This window comes from Planctobacterium marinum, assembly GCF_020687805.1.
Taxonomy (GTDB): Bacteria; Pseudomonadota; Gammaproteobacteria; order Enterobacterales; family Alteromonadaceae; genus Planctobacterium; species Planctobacterium marinum.
The window spans coordinates 261,467-277,866 of sequence record NZ_JAJEWQ010000003.1 but is presented as its reverse complement, the minus strand read 5'-3'; the positions used below and the strand labels follow the sequence as shown (position 1 = coordinate 277,866).

Annotated in this window: 9 protein-coding genes; 6 read left to right on the top strand and 3 right to left on the bottom strand. The window is 47.9% G+C overall.

The window, feature by feature from the left end:
• Window positions 1–8 precede the first annotated feature (8 nt).
• Window positions 9–2,597, bottom strand: coding sequence for a YHYH protein (locus LJ740_RS10985; RefSeq protein ID WP_229529141.1), 2,589 nt, complete (start codon window positions 2,595–2,597; stop codon window positions 9–11).
• A 196-nt stretch (window positions 2,598–2,793) separates the two neighbouring features.
• Window positions 2,794–3,474, bottom strand: a complete 681-nt coding sequence (locus LJ740_RS10980; protein WP_229529140.1) for a Crp/Fnr family transcriptional regulator — start codon at window positions 3,472–3,474, stop codon at window positions 2,794–2,796.
• Between the two features lie 89 nt (window positions 3,475–3,563).
• Here LJ740_RS10980 and LJ740_RS10975 point away from each other — a divergent pair, with 89 nt between their 5' ends.
• Window positions 3,564–4,448, top strand: coding sequence for an alpha/beta fold hydrolase (locus tag LJ740_RS10975; protein WP_229529139.1), 885 nt, complete (start codon window positions 3,564–3,566; stop codon window positions 4,446–4,448).
• Window positions 4,449–4,458: 10 nt separating this feature from the next.
• Here LJ740_RS10975 and LJ740_RS23110 read toward each other — a convergent pair whose 3' ends face one another.
• Window positions 4,459–4,581, bottom strand: coding sequence for a hypothetical protein (locus LJ740_RS23110; RefSeq protein ID WP_267498232.1), 123 nt, complete (start codon window positions 4,579–4,581; stop codon window positions 4,459–4,461).
• Window positions 4,582–4,804: 223 nt separating this feature from the next.
• Here LJ740_RS23110 and LJ740_RS10970 point away from each other — a divergent pair, with 223 nt between their 5' ends.
• The 5 genes from LJ740_RS10970 to truA all read left to right on the top strand — a co-directional run bounded on the left by LJ740_RS10970 (window position 4,805) and on the right by truA (window position 16,337).
• Window positions 4,805–6,796, top strand: coding sequence for an alpha-amylase (locus tag LJ740_RS10970; protein WP_229529138.1), 1,992 nt, complete (start codon window positions 4,805–4,807; stop codon window positions 6,794–6,796).
• A 114-nt stretch (window positions 6,797–6,910) separates the two neighbouring features.
• Entirely contained in the window at window positions 6,911–8,047 is a 1,137-nt protein-coding gene (locus LJ740_RS10965) for a 4-phosphoerythronate dehydrogenase (protein ID WP_229529137.1), read from the top strand.
• 34 nt (window positions 8,048–8,081) lie between these two features.
• A complete protein-coding gene (locus tag LJ740_RS10960; protein WP_229529136.1) occupies window positions 8,082–9,098 on the top strand; it encodes an aspartate-semialdehyde dehydrogenase in 1,017 nt (338 codons plus the stop codon).
• Window positions 9,099–9,449: 351 nt separating this feature from the next.
• Window positions 9,450–15,479 carry a FimV/HubP family polar landmark protein gene (locus LJ740_RS10955; protein WP_229529135.1) on the top strand — a complete coding sequence of 2,010 codons (6,030 nt, stop codon included), beginning with the start codon at window positions 9,450–9,452 and terminating at the stop codon, window positions 15,477–15,479.
• Window positions 15,480–15,539: 60 nt separating this feature from the next.
• Window positions 15,540–16,337: a tRNA pseudouridine(38-40) synthase TruA gene (truA, locus tag LJ740_RS10950; protein ID WP_229529134.1), complete on the top strand. Its 798-nt coding sequence runs from the start codon at window positions 15,540–15,542 to the stop codon at window positions 16,335–16,337.
• Window positions 16,338–16,400: the final 63 nt, after the last annotated feature.

The following is a 16,400-nucleotide window of genomic DNA, read 5'->3' as shown; positions in this document are numbered from 1 at the left end:
CCCCTATATTAGTGTCGATGAGCCTTGCCGCCTGGCTCGTGGCGATGTAACAGGTTTTTCAGCGCCCGGCCTCCTGTTTTACTAAACGAGGAGTTGGGAGTGCTTTTATAACACCTTAAAACCCAGGGGTAGCTGTCCGTCAGGTAGTAGCCGTACTGACCATCTACTTCCATACCATTACACTCGTCCAGATCACCGCTGCCCTGAGAGAATTCCCAGTCGCCGGTAAACTGGCCATCATAATTGGCGCTGGCCACAACACCTTGTCCTGCGACCGGGGTTGTGTAGCCACTGACAGACTGCCGGGAGCCAGACTTTAAGACGTAACTGGGTTCAGCTTTCCTTACGGTTCCGTTATCGTCAAAGCAGGGGCCGTAAATCGGAAAACCGTCTGCCGCGAAGCCAATAACCGGCGACGCAACCCCGGAGGCTTCGCAGTCCTGGTCATACATAGCCAGTGGATCACCATGGTAGTGATAGGTGCCATCTGGCTGAGAATGGGCATTGTGCTCATCAGTACCAAAGTTGTTTAACGGCGACATAGGGTCATAACGCCAGGGGTTATCGATTTGATTGTCACTACAACCTATCTTTTCTTCGCCCAGAGGTTCATTGCCAACGCCATAACAGGCCGCCGCCAGCAGATCGATTAACACCCCATTAAGTGTTACCGCATTGCTGGTGAGCAGTGACAGCTCAGTTACGCTATTGGCAAATTGAGGTGTCCGGCTAATGGTGTAGTCACCGTTTTGTTCAGAAACCTTGGTGGCAAAATGTCCCTGTTCGTTGAAGTCGTGATTCGGAATCTCATTGACAATGAAATCACAGGAATTTGACCCAGCGGTAATTTCCACGCTGTTGGTAAAGTTGCTGGATTCCTGCACATCGGTGACTTCGGCGTAGTAAGTACCGGCATAGTCTGCACAGTCACCACTGCGATTCACAAATTCAATATCCTTAATATCGGTATTGCTGTTAATGGCAGTGATAGTGACATTGTCAGTGGCGCTGTCGGTGCCATCACTGACGGTAAGCTGTATTTCATAACTTCCCGCGACATCGGGTGTTAGGGTAGGGCTATCGGACGCTCTTCGTCTTAATGAGGCTGTGCTGCTTGCGGGTTGGCTGGAGATGCTCCAACTATAGCTCAGGGAGTCGCCATCAGCATCACTACTGCCACTGCCTGAGAGCGTTACAACTTCATTGACAGATACCTGTTGATCCGCCCCGGCATTGGCAACCGGCGGAGTATTTTCCATGACTATTTCTGCAACGGTAATGGTGACACTGTCCGCCGCACTGCTATCTGTACCATCACTAACCACCAGGGATAATTCATAGGTGCCGCTGATATCGGCGGTAAAGGTTGGCGAGGCTACTGTTGTGCTGCTGAGTATCGCAATGCTGTCTGCTGGCAACGCACTGAAAGACCAGCTGTAAGACAGGCTATCACCATCGGCATCACTGCTGTTGCTGCCGTTGAGCTGCACCAGGCTGCCCACGTCAACCGTTTGATCACCGCCCGCATCCGCTACCGGAGCCGTGTTGGCTTCCTGTTCTGCATTGATAGCATTTAATTTGGCGATAATTTCAGTGATTGGTGCATTGGCCGGAATGTCGTTCTCTTGTTTGCCAAAGTTAATGCGTTGTATCTCACCGTCTGATGAGTTGAGAATATAGAAGTACTGATTACTGCTGCGTCTAACTGCCACATCGGCAGCACCATCACCGTCGTAATCGGCGGGAACGGGAATGTCTGCTTCGTCTTTGCCAAAGGTCACTTCCCTGACTTCACCGTCGCTGGAATAGCGAATATACCAGGTAAAATTAGAAGGACGACGCACTGCTATGTCGGTAATGCCATCATTGTCGTAATCAGCCGGAACCGGAATATCGCCTTCTTCACCCAGTATAAGACGTTGAATGCCATCCTGTTGGGTTGAGTTATAATCCGTACCACTGGAGTTTTTGATATACCAGGTGCTGTTGGAAGCACGCCATACAGCAATATCGGCGACATTATCCTGATCGTAAAATCCCGGAACAGGAACGTCTTCGCTGCTTTTACCAAATACTACCCGTTGGATACCATCACCCACCTCGGAGTTGTAGTTACTGCCGCCGGAGTTTTGAATATACCAGGTATAGGTGGATGCTCTGCGCACTGCAAAGTCGGCGATACCATCACCGTCATAGTCTGCGGGAACCGGAATATCTTCCGCGTTTTTACCAAACACCACCCGCTGAATACCGTCTTGTTGCGCCGAATTAGTGTTGTCACCTGAAGAATTTTTGACATACCAGGTAAATGTTGAGGGCCGACGTACTGCGAAGTCGGTAATACCATCACCATCGAAGTCGGCAGCCACCGGGATATCAGCCGCATCTTTACCAAACTGAGTGCGTTGTATTCCGTCCAGATTGGCTGAATTAAAGTTCTGATCATCGGAATTCTTTACGTACCACATGTAATTGCTACTGCGACGGACTGCGACATCCGCAATATTGTCGCCATCATAGTCAAATTGAGTCGCCATACCGGGTGCCGTAATTGCCGCCTGAATGGCGGCGGCCAGTAGAAGTTTTTTTGCTAACATACTCTTCATAAACCTGTTGCTATTTTGTCTGTATCGCCGACGATACCAGCGAAACTCCCGATGGGCCTGGCACCCAGGTGAGCAGACAAAGTTGTGTTAATTCATCAAACTAAAAAAGCATAGCAAAGGAAACAAAAGTAAAATGTGCAGATTCTGAGGATTTGTGATCTATTCTGAAAAAAGCCCTAAAAATCCCTCATCCTGATTCATTGTGCAGATAAATCTGCAATTTCGATGGGTCGAACGCGATTTTGTTATAGGCTAACTGAATTAAACCCTCAGCCTGTAATTCATTGAGCCAGCGATTGACGGATTGTCTGGTGGTATTGAGCATTAGTGCCAGAGATTCCTGAGAGACTTCCAGTGGTTGCTGCGTGTCCTTTGCCGATTGATGTAAATGCAGTAGCCTTTTAACCAACTGCAATTTAACGGGTAAGGTGCGTGCTTCATCAACCAGTTCAAACAATAACCTGATACGTTGACAAAAAATCGGAATGAAATGCCGGTAAAGCTCCGGGTGTTTTTGGCAAACCTGTGGAAAGTCCTTATGCCCTATGACGATCAGCTCTGCGGCTTCATCCACCGTGGCACTGTGAGTACGAGGAAGGTTATCAAAACAGGATATTTCACCAAACCACTCTCCTGCAGTTAACCAGGTCAATACCACCTCTTTACCATCCGGAGTAAAGTTGCTGATGCGGATCTTACCTTTATTGATAAAGAACAATCCATTTGGAGCCTGACCTTTACTGTGGATAACAGAATGGGCCACATAGTTTTTCAACCTGGCGACAGACAGAAGTGACTGCTGACAATCCTCGGGTAACTCAGTAAACCAGCTGTTGTGAGCAAGGGCCTGGCGAATATCGGTGGTCAACTAAATCTCCTTATGAGTGTCGGGTAAAAGACAGTTTTGATGCCAGCTAATGGACTATATTGATGCTAACAGCAAAAAAAGGAATAGTGATGCTCTGGCAAACAATAGAACAATACCAACAAAATGCGCAGTTTATCCAGATAGATGAATTCAATTATGCCTATTGGCACAGCGCCAAACCCGACAGGCCGGTCATCTTGTTTATACATGGGTTTCCCAGTGCCAGTTGGGACTGGCATGTTCAGTGGCAGGCGTTAAACGCTGACTATCATCTGATTGCTATGGATATGCTGGGGTTTGGCTTATCGGATAAGCCTTCGCCTTACCGCTATTCTGTTGCGCAACAGGCTGCCAGTTACCGCCATTTACTGGCCAGTTTACAGGTGTCTGAATGTCATATTGTGGCACATGATTATGGTGATTCAGTGGCCCAGGAGTTGTTATACCTGACCGAACGCGAAAATGCCTCACTGGCTATTCAGTCTGTGACCTTTCTCAATGGTGGCTTGTTCAGTGAATCGCATCGACCGTTACTGACTCAAACGCTGTTGAAAAGCAAAATGGGTCCCTGGTTGGTGCGCTGGCTAAGCAAAAGAAGCCTGCAAAATAGCTTTGCTAAAATTTTTGGCAGAGACACTCCGCCTGCGAAAGCGGACATTGATATTCTATGGAGTCTGCTGCAGCACAAAGCGGGTATCAAGGCGATGCCCTATATTTTGCAATACATTGACGAACGTAAACAACGCCGTGATGAATGGCTTGATGTGATGCAAAACACAGCAACTCCCCTGTATTTTATCAATGGCGCCCAGGACCCTATTTCAGGGGAGCATATGCGCCAGCGCTTTATTCAATTATTGCCTGCCTGTGCAACAAGTTCACTGCCGGTTGGCCACTATCCGCAACTGGAGGCACCTGACAATGTCACACAATTATTGCTGGATTTTTTGGGTAGCGTAAGCAACAAAAACTAGGCCAGGTGTTTTAAAGATTGCTGTTGGTATTGTGCATAAACAAATAGACATAGTATCCACATAATGCCACCACAATGCCCAAACCTAACAGTGACCCCCAGGCCACAGGATCATTAAATAATAAATCTAACATGCGATTTCTCCCATCTGTTTTATGCGCTCAGTCTAGCGTTTACTCAGCCAAGCCTTGCTGATCTGGATCAATAAATCGCTGTTATACCGATACCCATGGTTTAACCTATTTCACGCATACGTATGCAGGTCATTTTGCATACGTATTCAAATGGAACTTTATTTACCTTGGTGCCAGGTTGTTAATCAGGTGTTAATGAAATGTAACAATAACTGGAGGGTATATGAATCTTATCAAAACGGCTCTGACACTTGGAGTCGCTTCAACCTTAACGGCTTATGAAGCCAATGCAAATACGACATTTGTGCATCTATTTGAATGGAGCTGGTCGGATGTAGCGACAGAGTGTGAAACCTTTTTGGGACCCAAAGGTTATTCGGCTGTGCAGGTGTCACCCCCGAATGAACATATCCAGGGCGGACAGTGGTGGACGCGATACCAGCCAGTAAGCTATCAGTTGCAAAGCCGCGGTGGTACAGAAGCAGAATTTACAGACATGGTATCCCGTTGTAATGCTCAGGGTGTGGATATTTATGTCGATGCCGTGATCAACCACATGGCAGCCGGTAGTGGTACCGGCGTCGCCGGCAGCAGCTATGGCAACAAACAATTTCCCAATTATGGCCCGCAGGATTTTCACGCTACCTGTACCATCAATCCGGCAGACTACGGCAATGATCGCTGGCGCGTGCAAAACTGTGAGTTAGTGGGGTTGCCTGATCTGGATACCAGCGATGGCTATGTACAGGATACCCTGGCGGGATACCTCAATTACCTCACCAGTCTGGGCGTTTCCGGCTTCAGATTTGATGCTTCCAAACATATGTCAGTGGGCGATATCCAGGGGGTTTTAGCCAAAGTTAACGGTTCGCCTTTGGTGTTTCAGGAAGTGATCGATCAGGGCGGCGAAGCGATATCGGCGGCGGAGTACACGGGAACAGGACTGGTCACTGAATTTAAATACAGCACGCAACTGGGCAATACGTTTCGCAATGGTCAGTTATCCTGGCTGAGTAATTTTGGCGAAGCCTGGGGCTTTTTACCCAGCTATCAGGCGGTCGTTTTTGTGGACAATCACGACAATCAACGCGGCCACGGTGGTGCCGGTAATGTTATTACCTTTGAAGATGGCAGACTCTACGATTTAGCCAATGTATTTATGTTGGCCTGGCCGTATGGTTATCCCAAAGTGATGTCCAGTTATGATTTCCATGGTGATACCGATGCAGGTGGCCCATCTGTACCGGTGCATAATAATGGTAACCTGGAGTGCTATGGCAGCAACTGGCAATGTGAACATCGGTGGAGCTACATCTCAGGCGGCGTGGATTTTCGCAACAATGTCAACGACGATTGGGTAGTGACCGACTGGTGGGATAATGGTGGTAACCAGATTGCCTTCGGCCGGGCTAATGCCGGACATGTGGCTATCAACAAAGAAGGTTACGCCATGACCGCCACCATCAATACCCAGATGGACCCGGGTGTGTATTGTAATGTGTTAAAAGGCGAATTGTCTCAGGATAGCAGCAGCTGTTCCGGAGAAACCATAACCGTTAATGGTGATGGTACTGTGAATACCAATGTTGCGGCCTGGGATGCTTTTGCGATTCACAAAAACAGCAAGATCACGCAGAGCAATAATGGCGACTGGCAGCGCACTGTGATTTTTATCCAGGCGCAAACGCAAAGTGGTCAGGATATGTTTATTCGCGGCGGCATCGACCACGACTATGCCAACAATACGTTAGGGCGAAACTGCCAAACCAGCAATTTTGAATGTGCTATGTCGATCACTCACAACAATTTGCGCAACAGCACCACTGCACCGTGGAAAGCCAACGAGTCCTACCTGGACTGGTACGGCGTTGAAGCAGGACAAAATAGTTATGCAGAGGGTACCGCAATGGACTGGACTGCGGATGTCTGGCCAGCTTCATGGGGTGCAGTCAAAACGGTCGCAGTGGACGGCTTTGGTGAAGAACCGCTGAACAACTGGGGCCAACATTACTGGATGCTGGATGTGCAAATGGATTGCAGCAACAGCGTCAATGGTTGGTTTGAGGTGAAAGCTTATGTGAAAAATGGCCAGGGTTGGGAAAATAATATCCAACAATCCGGCACGCCATACAGCAGCAATAATCACTTCGCGCAATGCGGTAAAATTAACAAGTTCGATTTTAACAGCAACAGCGTAGAGATCCTGAACTTCTAGTCCCACCAATAACCCGGACAACTTAATTTACGGCTTTGCCAATTAGGTTGTTTGGGTTTTCTCCTGTCTTGTGTCGTGCGATAATTTTTGTTTTTTATCAAGCAGAAATCCTAAGTGAAAATATTTTGTGAAGATACGCTGACCTGTGGGGAAGCGTTTTTTGATGATGTTGCTGATGTCACCTGGTTTTCAGGAAATCAACTTAACGCTGAGCAGTTAATTGATGCCGAAGCCCTGTTCATTCGATCCACCACCAAAGTCACGCCGGAGTTATTGCAACAGGCTGAAAAATTGCAACTGGTGGCAACTGCAACAGCCGGGACGGATCACATGGATCTTGAATTTCTGAAAAGTCGCGGCATCGAGGCTTATTCGGCGGCAGGGTGTAATGCCATTGCGGTGGCAGAATACGTCATCGCCGGAATAGTGTCTTTGGCGGCCGCACACCATCTCTCGTTTGCAGGCAAAAAACTGGGTATCGTTGGTGCCGGGCACGTCGGCACTGCACTGGCAGAGCGGGCTGTGCATTTGGGCTTTGATATTTTGTTATGTGATCCGCCATTACAAGCTGCTGGCGATCAACGTCCCATGGTGGCTCTGGCGGAAATTCTTGACTGTGACGTTATTAGTTTACATGTGCCTTTGGTAACGACAGGGCAGTGGCCCACATTGCACATGTTTAATGACGCCGTATTGTCTTCACTAAAACCACACCAGATTTTGGTGAACGCCTGCCGCGGTGAAGTGGTGGACAACCAGGCCTTGAGTCAGCTATTGCAAAAGGCAAAACCTTTTTTCAGCATTTTTGATGTCTGGGAAAACGAACCTGACATCGACTTTGCCCTCGCTCAAAAAACCGATTTTTCCACGCAGCACATTGCAGGCCACACCCTGGAAGGTAAAGTGCGGGGCACTGATATGATCTATAACTTTGCGGCGCAGCGATTTAACTGGCCGGCAAAGAGCATGTGGGACTATCTGCCAGAGGTGTCGTTTAATGGCAAATCAGAATTGCAATTGTCTGAAACTGACGGCAGTACCGAGACCCGTTTACATAAACTCATTGAGCAGGTCTACAGTATTGAAACTGATACAGCAAATTTCAGAAACAAGGTGCATGATGATGAATCTTTCAGATATAGCCGAAAGCACTATGGTATTCGAAGAGAATTTTCCAGTGTGCAAGTAAATACTGGAAATTCTTTGCTGACACAGGCAATCTACGGACTTGGTTTCAAACGGGCCGAATAAGCGGCCTGAACAACATAACTGGAGTAAAAAATAAATGTCTCGCGCATTTGATGTTGCCGTTTTAGGCGCCACCGGTCTGGTGGGCAAAAACATGATTGAAATCCTCGAAGAACGCGGTTTTCCAATCAATAATCTTTATCCCCTGGCCAGCGCACGCAGTGCAGGTAGTACCATTACATTTAAGGGCGAAGAGATTACGGTACAGGATGCAGACACATTTGACTGGACGCAGGTACAAATTGGCTTCTTTTCTGCGGGTGGCAGTATTTCTGCAAAGTATGCGCCTATAGCTGCTGAACAGGGCTGTGTGGTCATCGATAACACCTCGCATTTCCGCTACGAGCCAGACATTCCCCTGGTGGTTCCGGAAGTGAATCCACATGCTATTGCTGATTTCAGAAACCGCAATATCATTGCCAATCCAAACTGTTCCACAATTGGTATGCTGGTGGCATTAAAACCCATCCACGATCAGTTTGGCATTACCCGCATCAATGTGGCGACATATCAGTCGGTTTCTGGTGCCGGTAAGTCTGCGATGGACGAGCTGGCGAAACAAACGGCTGACCTGTTAAATGGCCGTGAAGTAAAGGTAGAAAACTTTAGCCGCCAAATCGCCTTTAACAGCATTCCGCAAATCGATGTCTTCCTTGACAACGATTACACCAAAGAAGAAATGAAGATGAGCTGGGAAACCCAAAAGATCATGGGTGATGACAGCATTTTGGTAAACGCTACAGCAGTGCGTGTGCCGGTGTTTTACGGGCATGGTGAAGCGGTGCATCTGGAAACGCAACAACCGATGGATGTAGAACAAGCCAAAGCGGTATTGCGCGAAGCGCCGGGGGTTGTGCTGCTGGAAAACCGTGAAGATTTTCCCACTCAGGTTGGTAATGCCAGCGGTAAGGATGAGGTGTTTGTTGGCCGTGTGCGTCAGGATATTACCCATCCAAACGGACTAAACCTGTGGGTTGTATCGGACAACGTGCGCAAAGGTGCGGCTACCAATAGCATTCAGATTGCTGAAGTCCTGATCCGCGACTACCTGTAATTCTCTGCATGGTCAGCCCGGCGGGCTGGCCTCTTTCCCTTTTCTTCTGTCTGCTTTTTCATTTCCGCAACTACTTATTTTATTTAAGTTTTTTTTGCTACAGCCGATGACTTGCAATAACTGGCATTAAATCTGATTTTTGCTGTCCTCACCACATGAATACTGTATTATCGGTGAAGTTTAATCAGTAACTGATTCCCGCAGAGGGATTGGCTTGCTCGTTGTATCTGGTTTATAGTTAGGTATGAGTCTTGCAGTCTCATGCCGGTGAACCAAGTCTTTGGCAAAAGTCATAGAACAAACAACAAAAAATTGACGAATAATATAAAATCAAGACGGCAAAGTACCTAAGTGCGTATATTTTATTCAGGATACAAATCTAACTTCAGGACAGGCGGGCAGCAAACGGCGCGAAATGCCTTTCACTGTCTCAGCATTATTGCTTTTCTTCTGCTAACCATTTCCGGCACTTTTTCGGCGTTCGCGCAACAGCCCGCAGACAAGTTGATAGAAATTCGGGGCGCGAAGAACTCGACAGAGCAGTATTCCGGCGCCACCTACGGCCCAATAGACTCTGACGACACTTTGTGGCGTATAGCCGATCGTTATCGTCAAAATAAAAACCTGAGTATTTATCAGGTGATGGTGGCAATTTACGAATTAAACAAAAACGCCTTTGCCACTGACAACCTTAACACCCTGAAAAATGGCGCCATGTTGCGTCTGCCTTCCGAACGTTATATTGCCCGCATCGATGCGCAAAATGCGCGCTTAAAATCAGAACAGGATGACGACGCCTGGTCACCGGAAGCGGCACCGGGTCAATCTTTGGTCAATCTCAAGCCGCCGGTTAAACTGGTCAATCGCGATGATCTGGTGGAAACCAAAACCCAAATCGAATCCCGGCTTAATCGCATTAATGAAGAACAGCAAGCTCAGTTCAACGCCATTCGGCAGCAATTTGCCGAGTCAATTACCAGCGTTGAGTCTTTATTAGATGAAAATCGCAAAATATTTGACCGACTGGATAGCGTTAATCAGGAAATAGATCAGTTAAGAGAGCGCGCCAGTCAGGATCAGATAGAACAGTCACAGATGTTGCAGATCCAGCAGGAAATGCTGGAGTTACTGACACCTAAGCCAGAAGAAGAAAAGTCGCTGGATCTGTCGTTCTTTGCTTCGGATATGTTCATTATTGTTGCTTCCCTGGTGCTGACACTTTCAGCATTGGCCGGAATGACGATGTTCCTGCTGAGACGCAAAGGGGATGATGCCCCGGCTATTGAAACCGCTGCACCGGCGCCGGCGCAGGAAGTCGCCAGTAAAATAAGCGAAGATACCGATGTCCTGGATGATTTGTCTACCGACACCATGGATGACGGCGGTGATGATGACTGGGCTGATGACGACTTGTTCGGTGACGACGATCTGTTGCAGGATGAGTTCGCAGAAGAATTAGATGATTCATTAGACAAAGTCCTTGAAGAAGAAATGGGCAGCTTTGATGAAGCCGACGACGACATGTTGGTGTCAGATGATGACGAGTTTGGTGAATCTGATAGTGGTTTATTGGATCAGGATGATTTAGATGATTTATTTGCCTCAGATGAAACTGAAGGGGATTCAGTTGAATTATCTGAAGCGGAAGAAATGCCTGATGACATATTGGATGAGTTCAGCGAAGCCGCGGATGATGATACTGACGTTTCTGATTTAGATGATTTGTTAGATGGCGCAGATAGCGGCTTTGATGAAATTGAAGAAAGTGTTGATGACATTCTGGAAGCAGCAGCAGAGAGCGAACCTGAACCTGAAGAAGCATACGAATCAGAAGCTGAGCCCGAAGCCGAGCCTGAGGAAATGGTTGCGGATGAAGTCAAAGAAGAGGTCAAACAAGCACCAGCGGCGGCTCAGGAAGTGGATGAGTTTGATGCGGAAGAAGTGCTGGGGATCAGCGATGACAGTTTATTGACTGATGAGGCTGTTGAAAAGTTAGAAGACAGCATCGAGCAGCAAAATGAGAAACTGGACAACATTACAGAAGAACTGACCGAAGTTTTACAGGATGCGCCACAGAAAAATCCCGGTGATCCTGATATCGCCATTGACGAGCCGGAGCAAATTTTTGGTGATGATGCTGCATTTGGCGATGACGTCGCATTTGGGGATGAAAGTGATATTACTGAAACTCCGGACGAGGCGTTGTCTGACGATTCCGAACTAGAGCCATCATCAGACGACTTGTTCACTGAGGATGGCGACGATCTGGTGGCACCCGAAGACGAGCTGGATACCATCGTCGCCAATCAACCAGATACTGATGTTGAATCATTACAAGATGAGCTGGCCGATGAGCTACTGGCGGAATTGGGTATTGAAGAAATTAATGATGATTCTGACAGCGACAGTACCCAGGATGATTTAGCCGATGAATTGTTAGCGGAACTGGGCATTGATGAGCCGGATGATGCCGACGACAGCAACGACAGTGCCCAGGATGATTTGGCCGACGAACTGTTAGCAGAGCTGGGCGTTGATGAGCCTGAAGATACTGACGACAGCAACGCCAGTGCCCAGGATGATTTGGCCGACGAGTTGCTAGCCGAGCTGGGTATTGATGAGCCTGAAGATAGTGACGACAGCAACGACAGTAACCAGGACGATTTGGCCGATGAGTTGTTAGCGGAACTGGGTGTCGATGAGTCACAGGACAGTGACGAAAATGCCAGTGCTCCTGACGATGAACTCAGCGATGAACTGCTTGAAGAACTGGGTGTTGATGAGCCACAAGACAGTGACGAAAATGCCAGTGCTCCTGAGGATGAACTCAGCGATGAACTGCTTGAAGAACTGGGTGTTGATGAGCCACAAGACAGTGACGAAAATGCCAGTGCTCCTCAGGATGAACCCAGCGATGAATTTGTAGCCGATGAACTTATGGAAGAGGCGAGTTCTGCAGAGCCAACCGTTGATGATGCGCTGTTGGATGAGATGGAAACACTGGACCTCGACAGTGATCTATCTGCCGATGATTTAATGGCAGACGAGTCCGATGTTAAAGCCACACAAGACCCCGAGTCCCTCATAGAAAATAGTGATCAATTCGCTGAAGAGGTTCCGGGTGATGTCCTTGAACCGGAAGACGTAAATGAACCGGAAGATGTTATTGATCCGGAAGATATTATTGATCCGGAAGAGAGTGCATCTGATGAAGATAATATTGCTGCGCAGCCGTCATCAGGTCTTGAAGAGACGAACGACGAGTTAGACACTGCAGAAGCAGAAGACTATGCTATCAACGAACTTTCCGAAGATGATTACCATCAGTTATTGGATGCCTTAGGCCGCGATGACAACGAACCCGGCAATGTTGAAAGCACCGATACTAAAAACCTGTTTAGCGGAGAGCTATCTTTAGAAGATATTCCTGATATCTCATCCGAAGATTTTGGTTCAGCAGTAAAAGAACAGGATACTGAGTCGCGGGCCATATCAGACCCTGATTCTGACGACCTTTCTCTGGATGATATCCCCGAGCTGAATGAAGACGCCTTCAGTACCGCAAAGCCAAAAGAAAGCACCGATGCACCTGAAGTGGCAACGGACGACGCCATGGGAGAGTTTCCCAATGAATTTGCCGCAGATGATCTGCTGGAGCCGGAACTTGTTGAGGATGATCAGCCCACGTTTGTTGATGAGCAAACAGACGATGTAACAGAAGCTGTAGATATTGAATCAGAATCAGATGCAACCGCGGCCGAATTAATTGATGAAGACACCCTGCCAGAAGTCTTGACAGAAGACGAGCCTGCGGTTGAAGAGGTTATTCCGGAAGAGACGCTTTCCGAAGCCGAAGATACAGAGCAGGAGGATGAACCTGAGTTCCTGTTAGATGACGACGAGCAAACTGATGATGCCCTGGAAGAATCTTTACTGGACGAAGCCTTGCCGGAAGAACCCTCACCAGAAGAGGCACTGGCAGAAATTGTAGACAGCGATTCAGAGGCTGATGAAGCACTGTTGTCAGAGCCATTGGCAGAAGACGAGCCTGCTGTTGAAGAGGTTATTCCGGAAGAGACACTTCCCGAAGCCGAAGGTACAGAACAGGAGAATGAACCTGAGTTCCTGTTAGATGAAGACGAGCAAACTGATGATGCCCTGGAAGAATCTTTACTGGATGAAGCCTTGCCGGAAGAACCCTCACCAGAAGAGGCACTGGCAGAAACTGTAGACAGCGAAACAGAGGCTGATCAACTGCCTGATGAAGCACTGTTGGCAGAGCCATTGGCAGAAGACGAGCCTGCGGTTGAAGAGGTTATTGCGGAAGAGACACTTTCCGAAGCCGAAGATACAGAACAGGAGGATGAACCTGAACTCCTGTTAGATGAAGACGAGCAAACTGATGATGCGCTGGAAGAATCTTTACTGGAAGAACCCTCACTGGAAGAATCCTCACCAGAAGAGACACTGGCAGAAACTGTAGACAGCGATTCAGGGATTGATGAACTGCCTGATGAAGCATTGTTGTCAGAGCCATTGGCAGAAGACGAGCCTGCTGTTGAAGAGGTTATTCCGGAAGAGACACTTCCCGAAGCCGAAGATACAGAACTGGACGAAGAACCTGAGTTCCTGTTAGATGAAGACGAGCAAACTGATGATGCGCTGGAAGAATCTTTACTGGATGAAGCCTTGCCGGAAGAACCTTTGCCGGAAGAGACAGCGGCAGAAACTGTAGACAGCGAATCTGACACCGACCTCACAACTGAGGAATTCATTGACGAAGATGCACCACAGTTTGACAGTGATGACCCGGAAGCCGCGCTGGCGCCGGAATTGTTGTTTGATGAAGAACCATCGGAAAGCTCTTCACCTGACGATACTGCTGATGAACTTCAGGAGGGCGTATCTAAGGAGATTGAGCAGGCGATAGCTGAAGAAGATGCCGCGTTATTAGATGCTATAGACTCAGAGGTACTGCCAGAGCCTGAACAGATAAATGCAGAGCCTGAAACAGCGAGTGAAGAGCCAGAAAGGGAAAGTGTTGCAACGGCAGATACCGAGCTGGAACTAAGCGACGATCTGGATGACATGCTCGAGCAAGACGTTATTGAATCTGACGAATTATCAGATGCAGAGGAGCCCGACGAGTTTGATGAGGCCCTTGCTGAATTTTCCGAAGGCGCAGAGGAGCGTGCCGATCCAGAAAATGACATCGAAGATCTGGACGAAATCTATGGATATACGGATACCAGTGTTGATTTTGACGAGCAGGATGATACTCGCAAAGATGTTTCTGCCACCGATCTAAAACTTGGCGATGAAAGCGCAGAGCCGCAAGAAGATACGGATTCAGAGTCTGTTAGTGATCAGAATAACAGCGAAGAGACTCTGGCGGATAGCGATGATGATTCACTAACCGATGATGATCTTGAAGCGGCCTTTTTAGAACAGGGTGATGAGGCGGATTTTGCCGAAGATGATTTAGATGATTTACCCGGATTGGGCGAATGGTTGGGTGAAGATGACGACGAAAGTGAGCCGTCGGAAGACTCGGTAAGTCTGGATGATTGGGCAAATGAAAAAACGCCTGACCAGACTGACGCTGAGCAAAGAGATGAGATAGGTGCCGATACTGCCGGTGATCTGGAAGATATTCCTGCTTTTGGGACTGAGGATTCAGCCTCTGAGTTGGAAGCGGATATTGAAGATGAGACTTTGCCTGATGACACCTCTGACGATGACGCTTCGGAATTTGATGTAAACGATGATGACTTTGAACAACTGGCAGAAGCATTAACCGATGTTGATGACGGTGAATTACTGTCAGACGACGATGAGTCAGCATTGGAAGAGCTGGAAAATGCCAGTTTTGAAGATATCCTGGGCAGTATTGACGACGCTCTGGAAAATGATGATGCCCTGGATGGTGAAGACACGACGTCTGAAACTAAAGCACCGGATTTTCCGGAAAACCCTGATATTGATTTGGAGGCGCTGTTGTCCGACGAGGATGACGAGCCTGCAGATTATGCAGAACCTGAAACTGAACTGGGTATCCAGGACCAGGATGATTTAAGTGATGAATTTCTGGATGTAGAAAGGTTACTGGAAGAGAGTCTCGAAGATGACGAAGTGCCTTTGTCTGAGCGCGATCTCAACATTGATGTTAACCTGGAAGAGTTTACGGGTGTCGCTGCTGACGATGATATGATCGACGTAGACAAGGACCAGGGGATCAATGCCAAACTGGATCTTGCCCATGCCTATCTGGAGATTGACGATGCGGAGTCAGCCGAGTCCCTGTTAAATGAAGTCATCGAAACCGGGTCGGAAGAACAAAAACAGGAAGCCAGTGAAATATTGGCAAGATTGAAGCGATAGCTTTGAAACTGACTCGATATTCTTTTAACATGCTGCGCTTTTTATCATTTCAGTAACGTCATGGCACGAATAGCATTAGGTATAGAATATAACGGCGCAGCTTATTTTGGCTGGCAAAGACAACGTGAAGTGGCTAGCGTTCAGCAAAAACTGGAAGCGGCCCTTGAAGTCATCGCGCAGCAGAAAATTGATGTCGTTTGTGCCGGGCGTACCGATGCCGGAGTGCATGCCACAAATCAGATTGTTCATTTTGAAACGGATGTACAAAGACCTGACAAAGCCTGGACTATGGGCAGCAATGCTAACTTACCCGATACCATAGCAGTTAAATGGGCTAAGCCGGTTGCGGATGACTTTCACGCGCGCTTTTCAGCTACGGCCAGACGTTACCGTTATGTTATTCACAATGTGCGCCTGAGACCCGGGATTTTTCTTGAGGGTGTGACACATTTCTATCATCCTCTTGATGCTGAAAAAATGCACCGCGCTGCACAGTGCTTACTGGGTGAGCAGGACTTTTCTGCGTTTCGGGCGGCGCTTTGTCAGTCTCGTTCTCCGTTTCGCAATTTGCATCACATACAGGTTATACGCCAGGGCGACTATGTGGTTATTGATATCAAAGCCAATGCTTTTGTGCATCATATGGTGCGCAATATTGCAGGGAGTTTAATGGCGGTTGGTTGTGGTGAGCAGTCTGAAGACTGGATAGCCGAACTGCTGGCCAGTAAAGACAGAACTCAGGCGGCCGCGACGGCAAAGCCCAATGGTTTGTACCTGGTAAGTGTCGATTACCCGGCTGAATTTGCTCTACCTCAAAAGCCATTAGGCCCTCTGTTATTATCAGATACCCTGTGGTAATCCGCTGGTTTTTTAGCGACGTTCGACAAATTTAGTTAACATCTTAGACCACATAGTTATTTT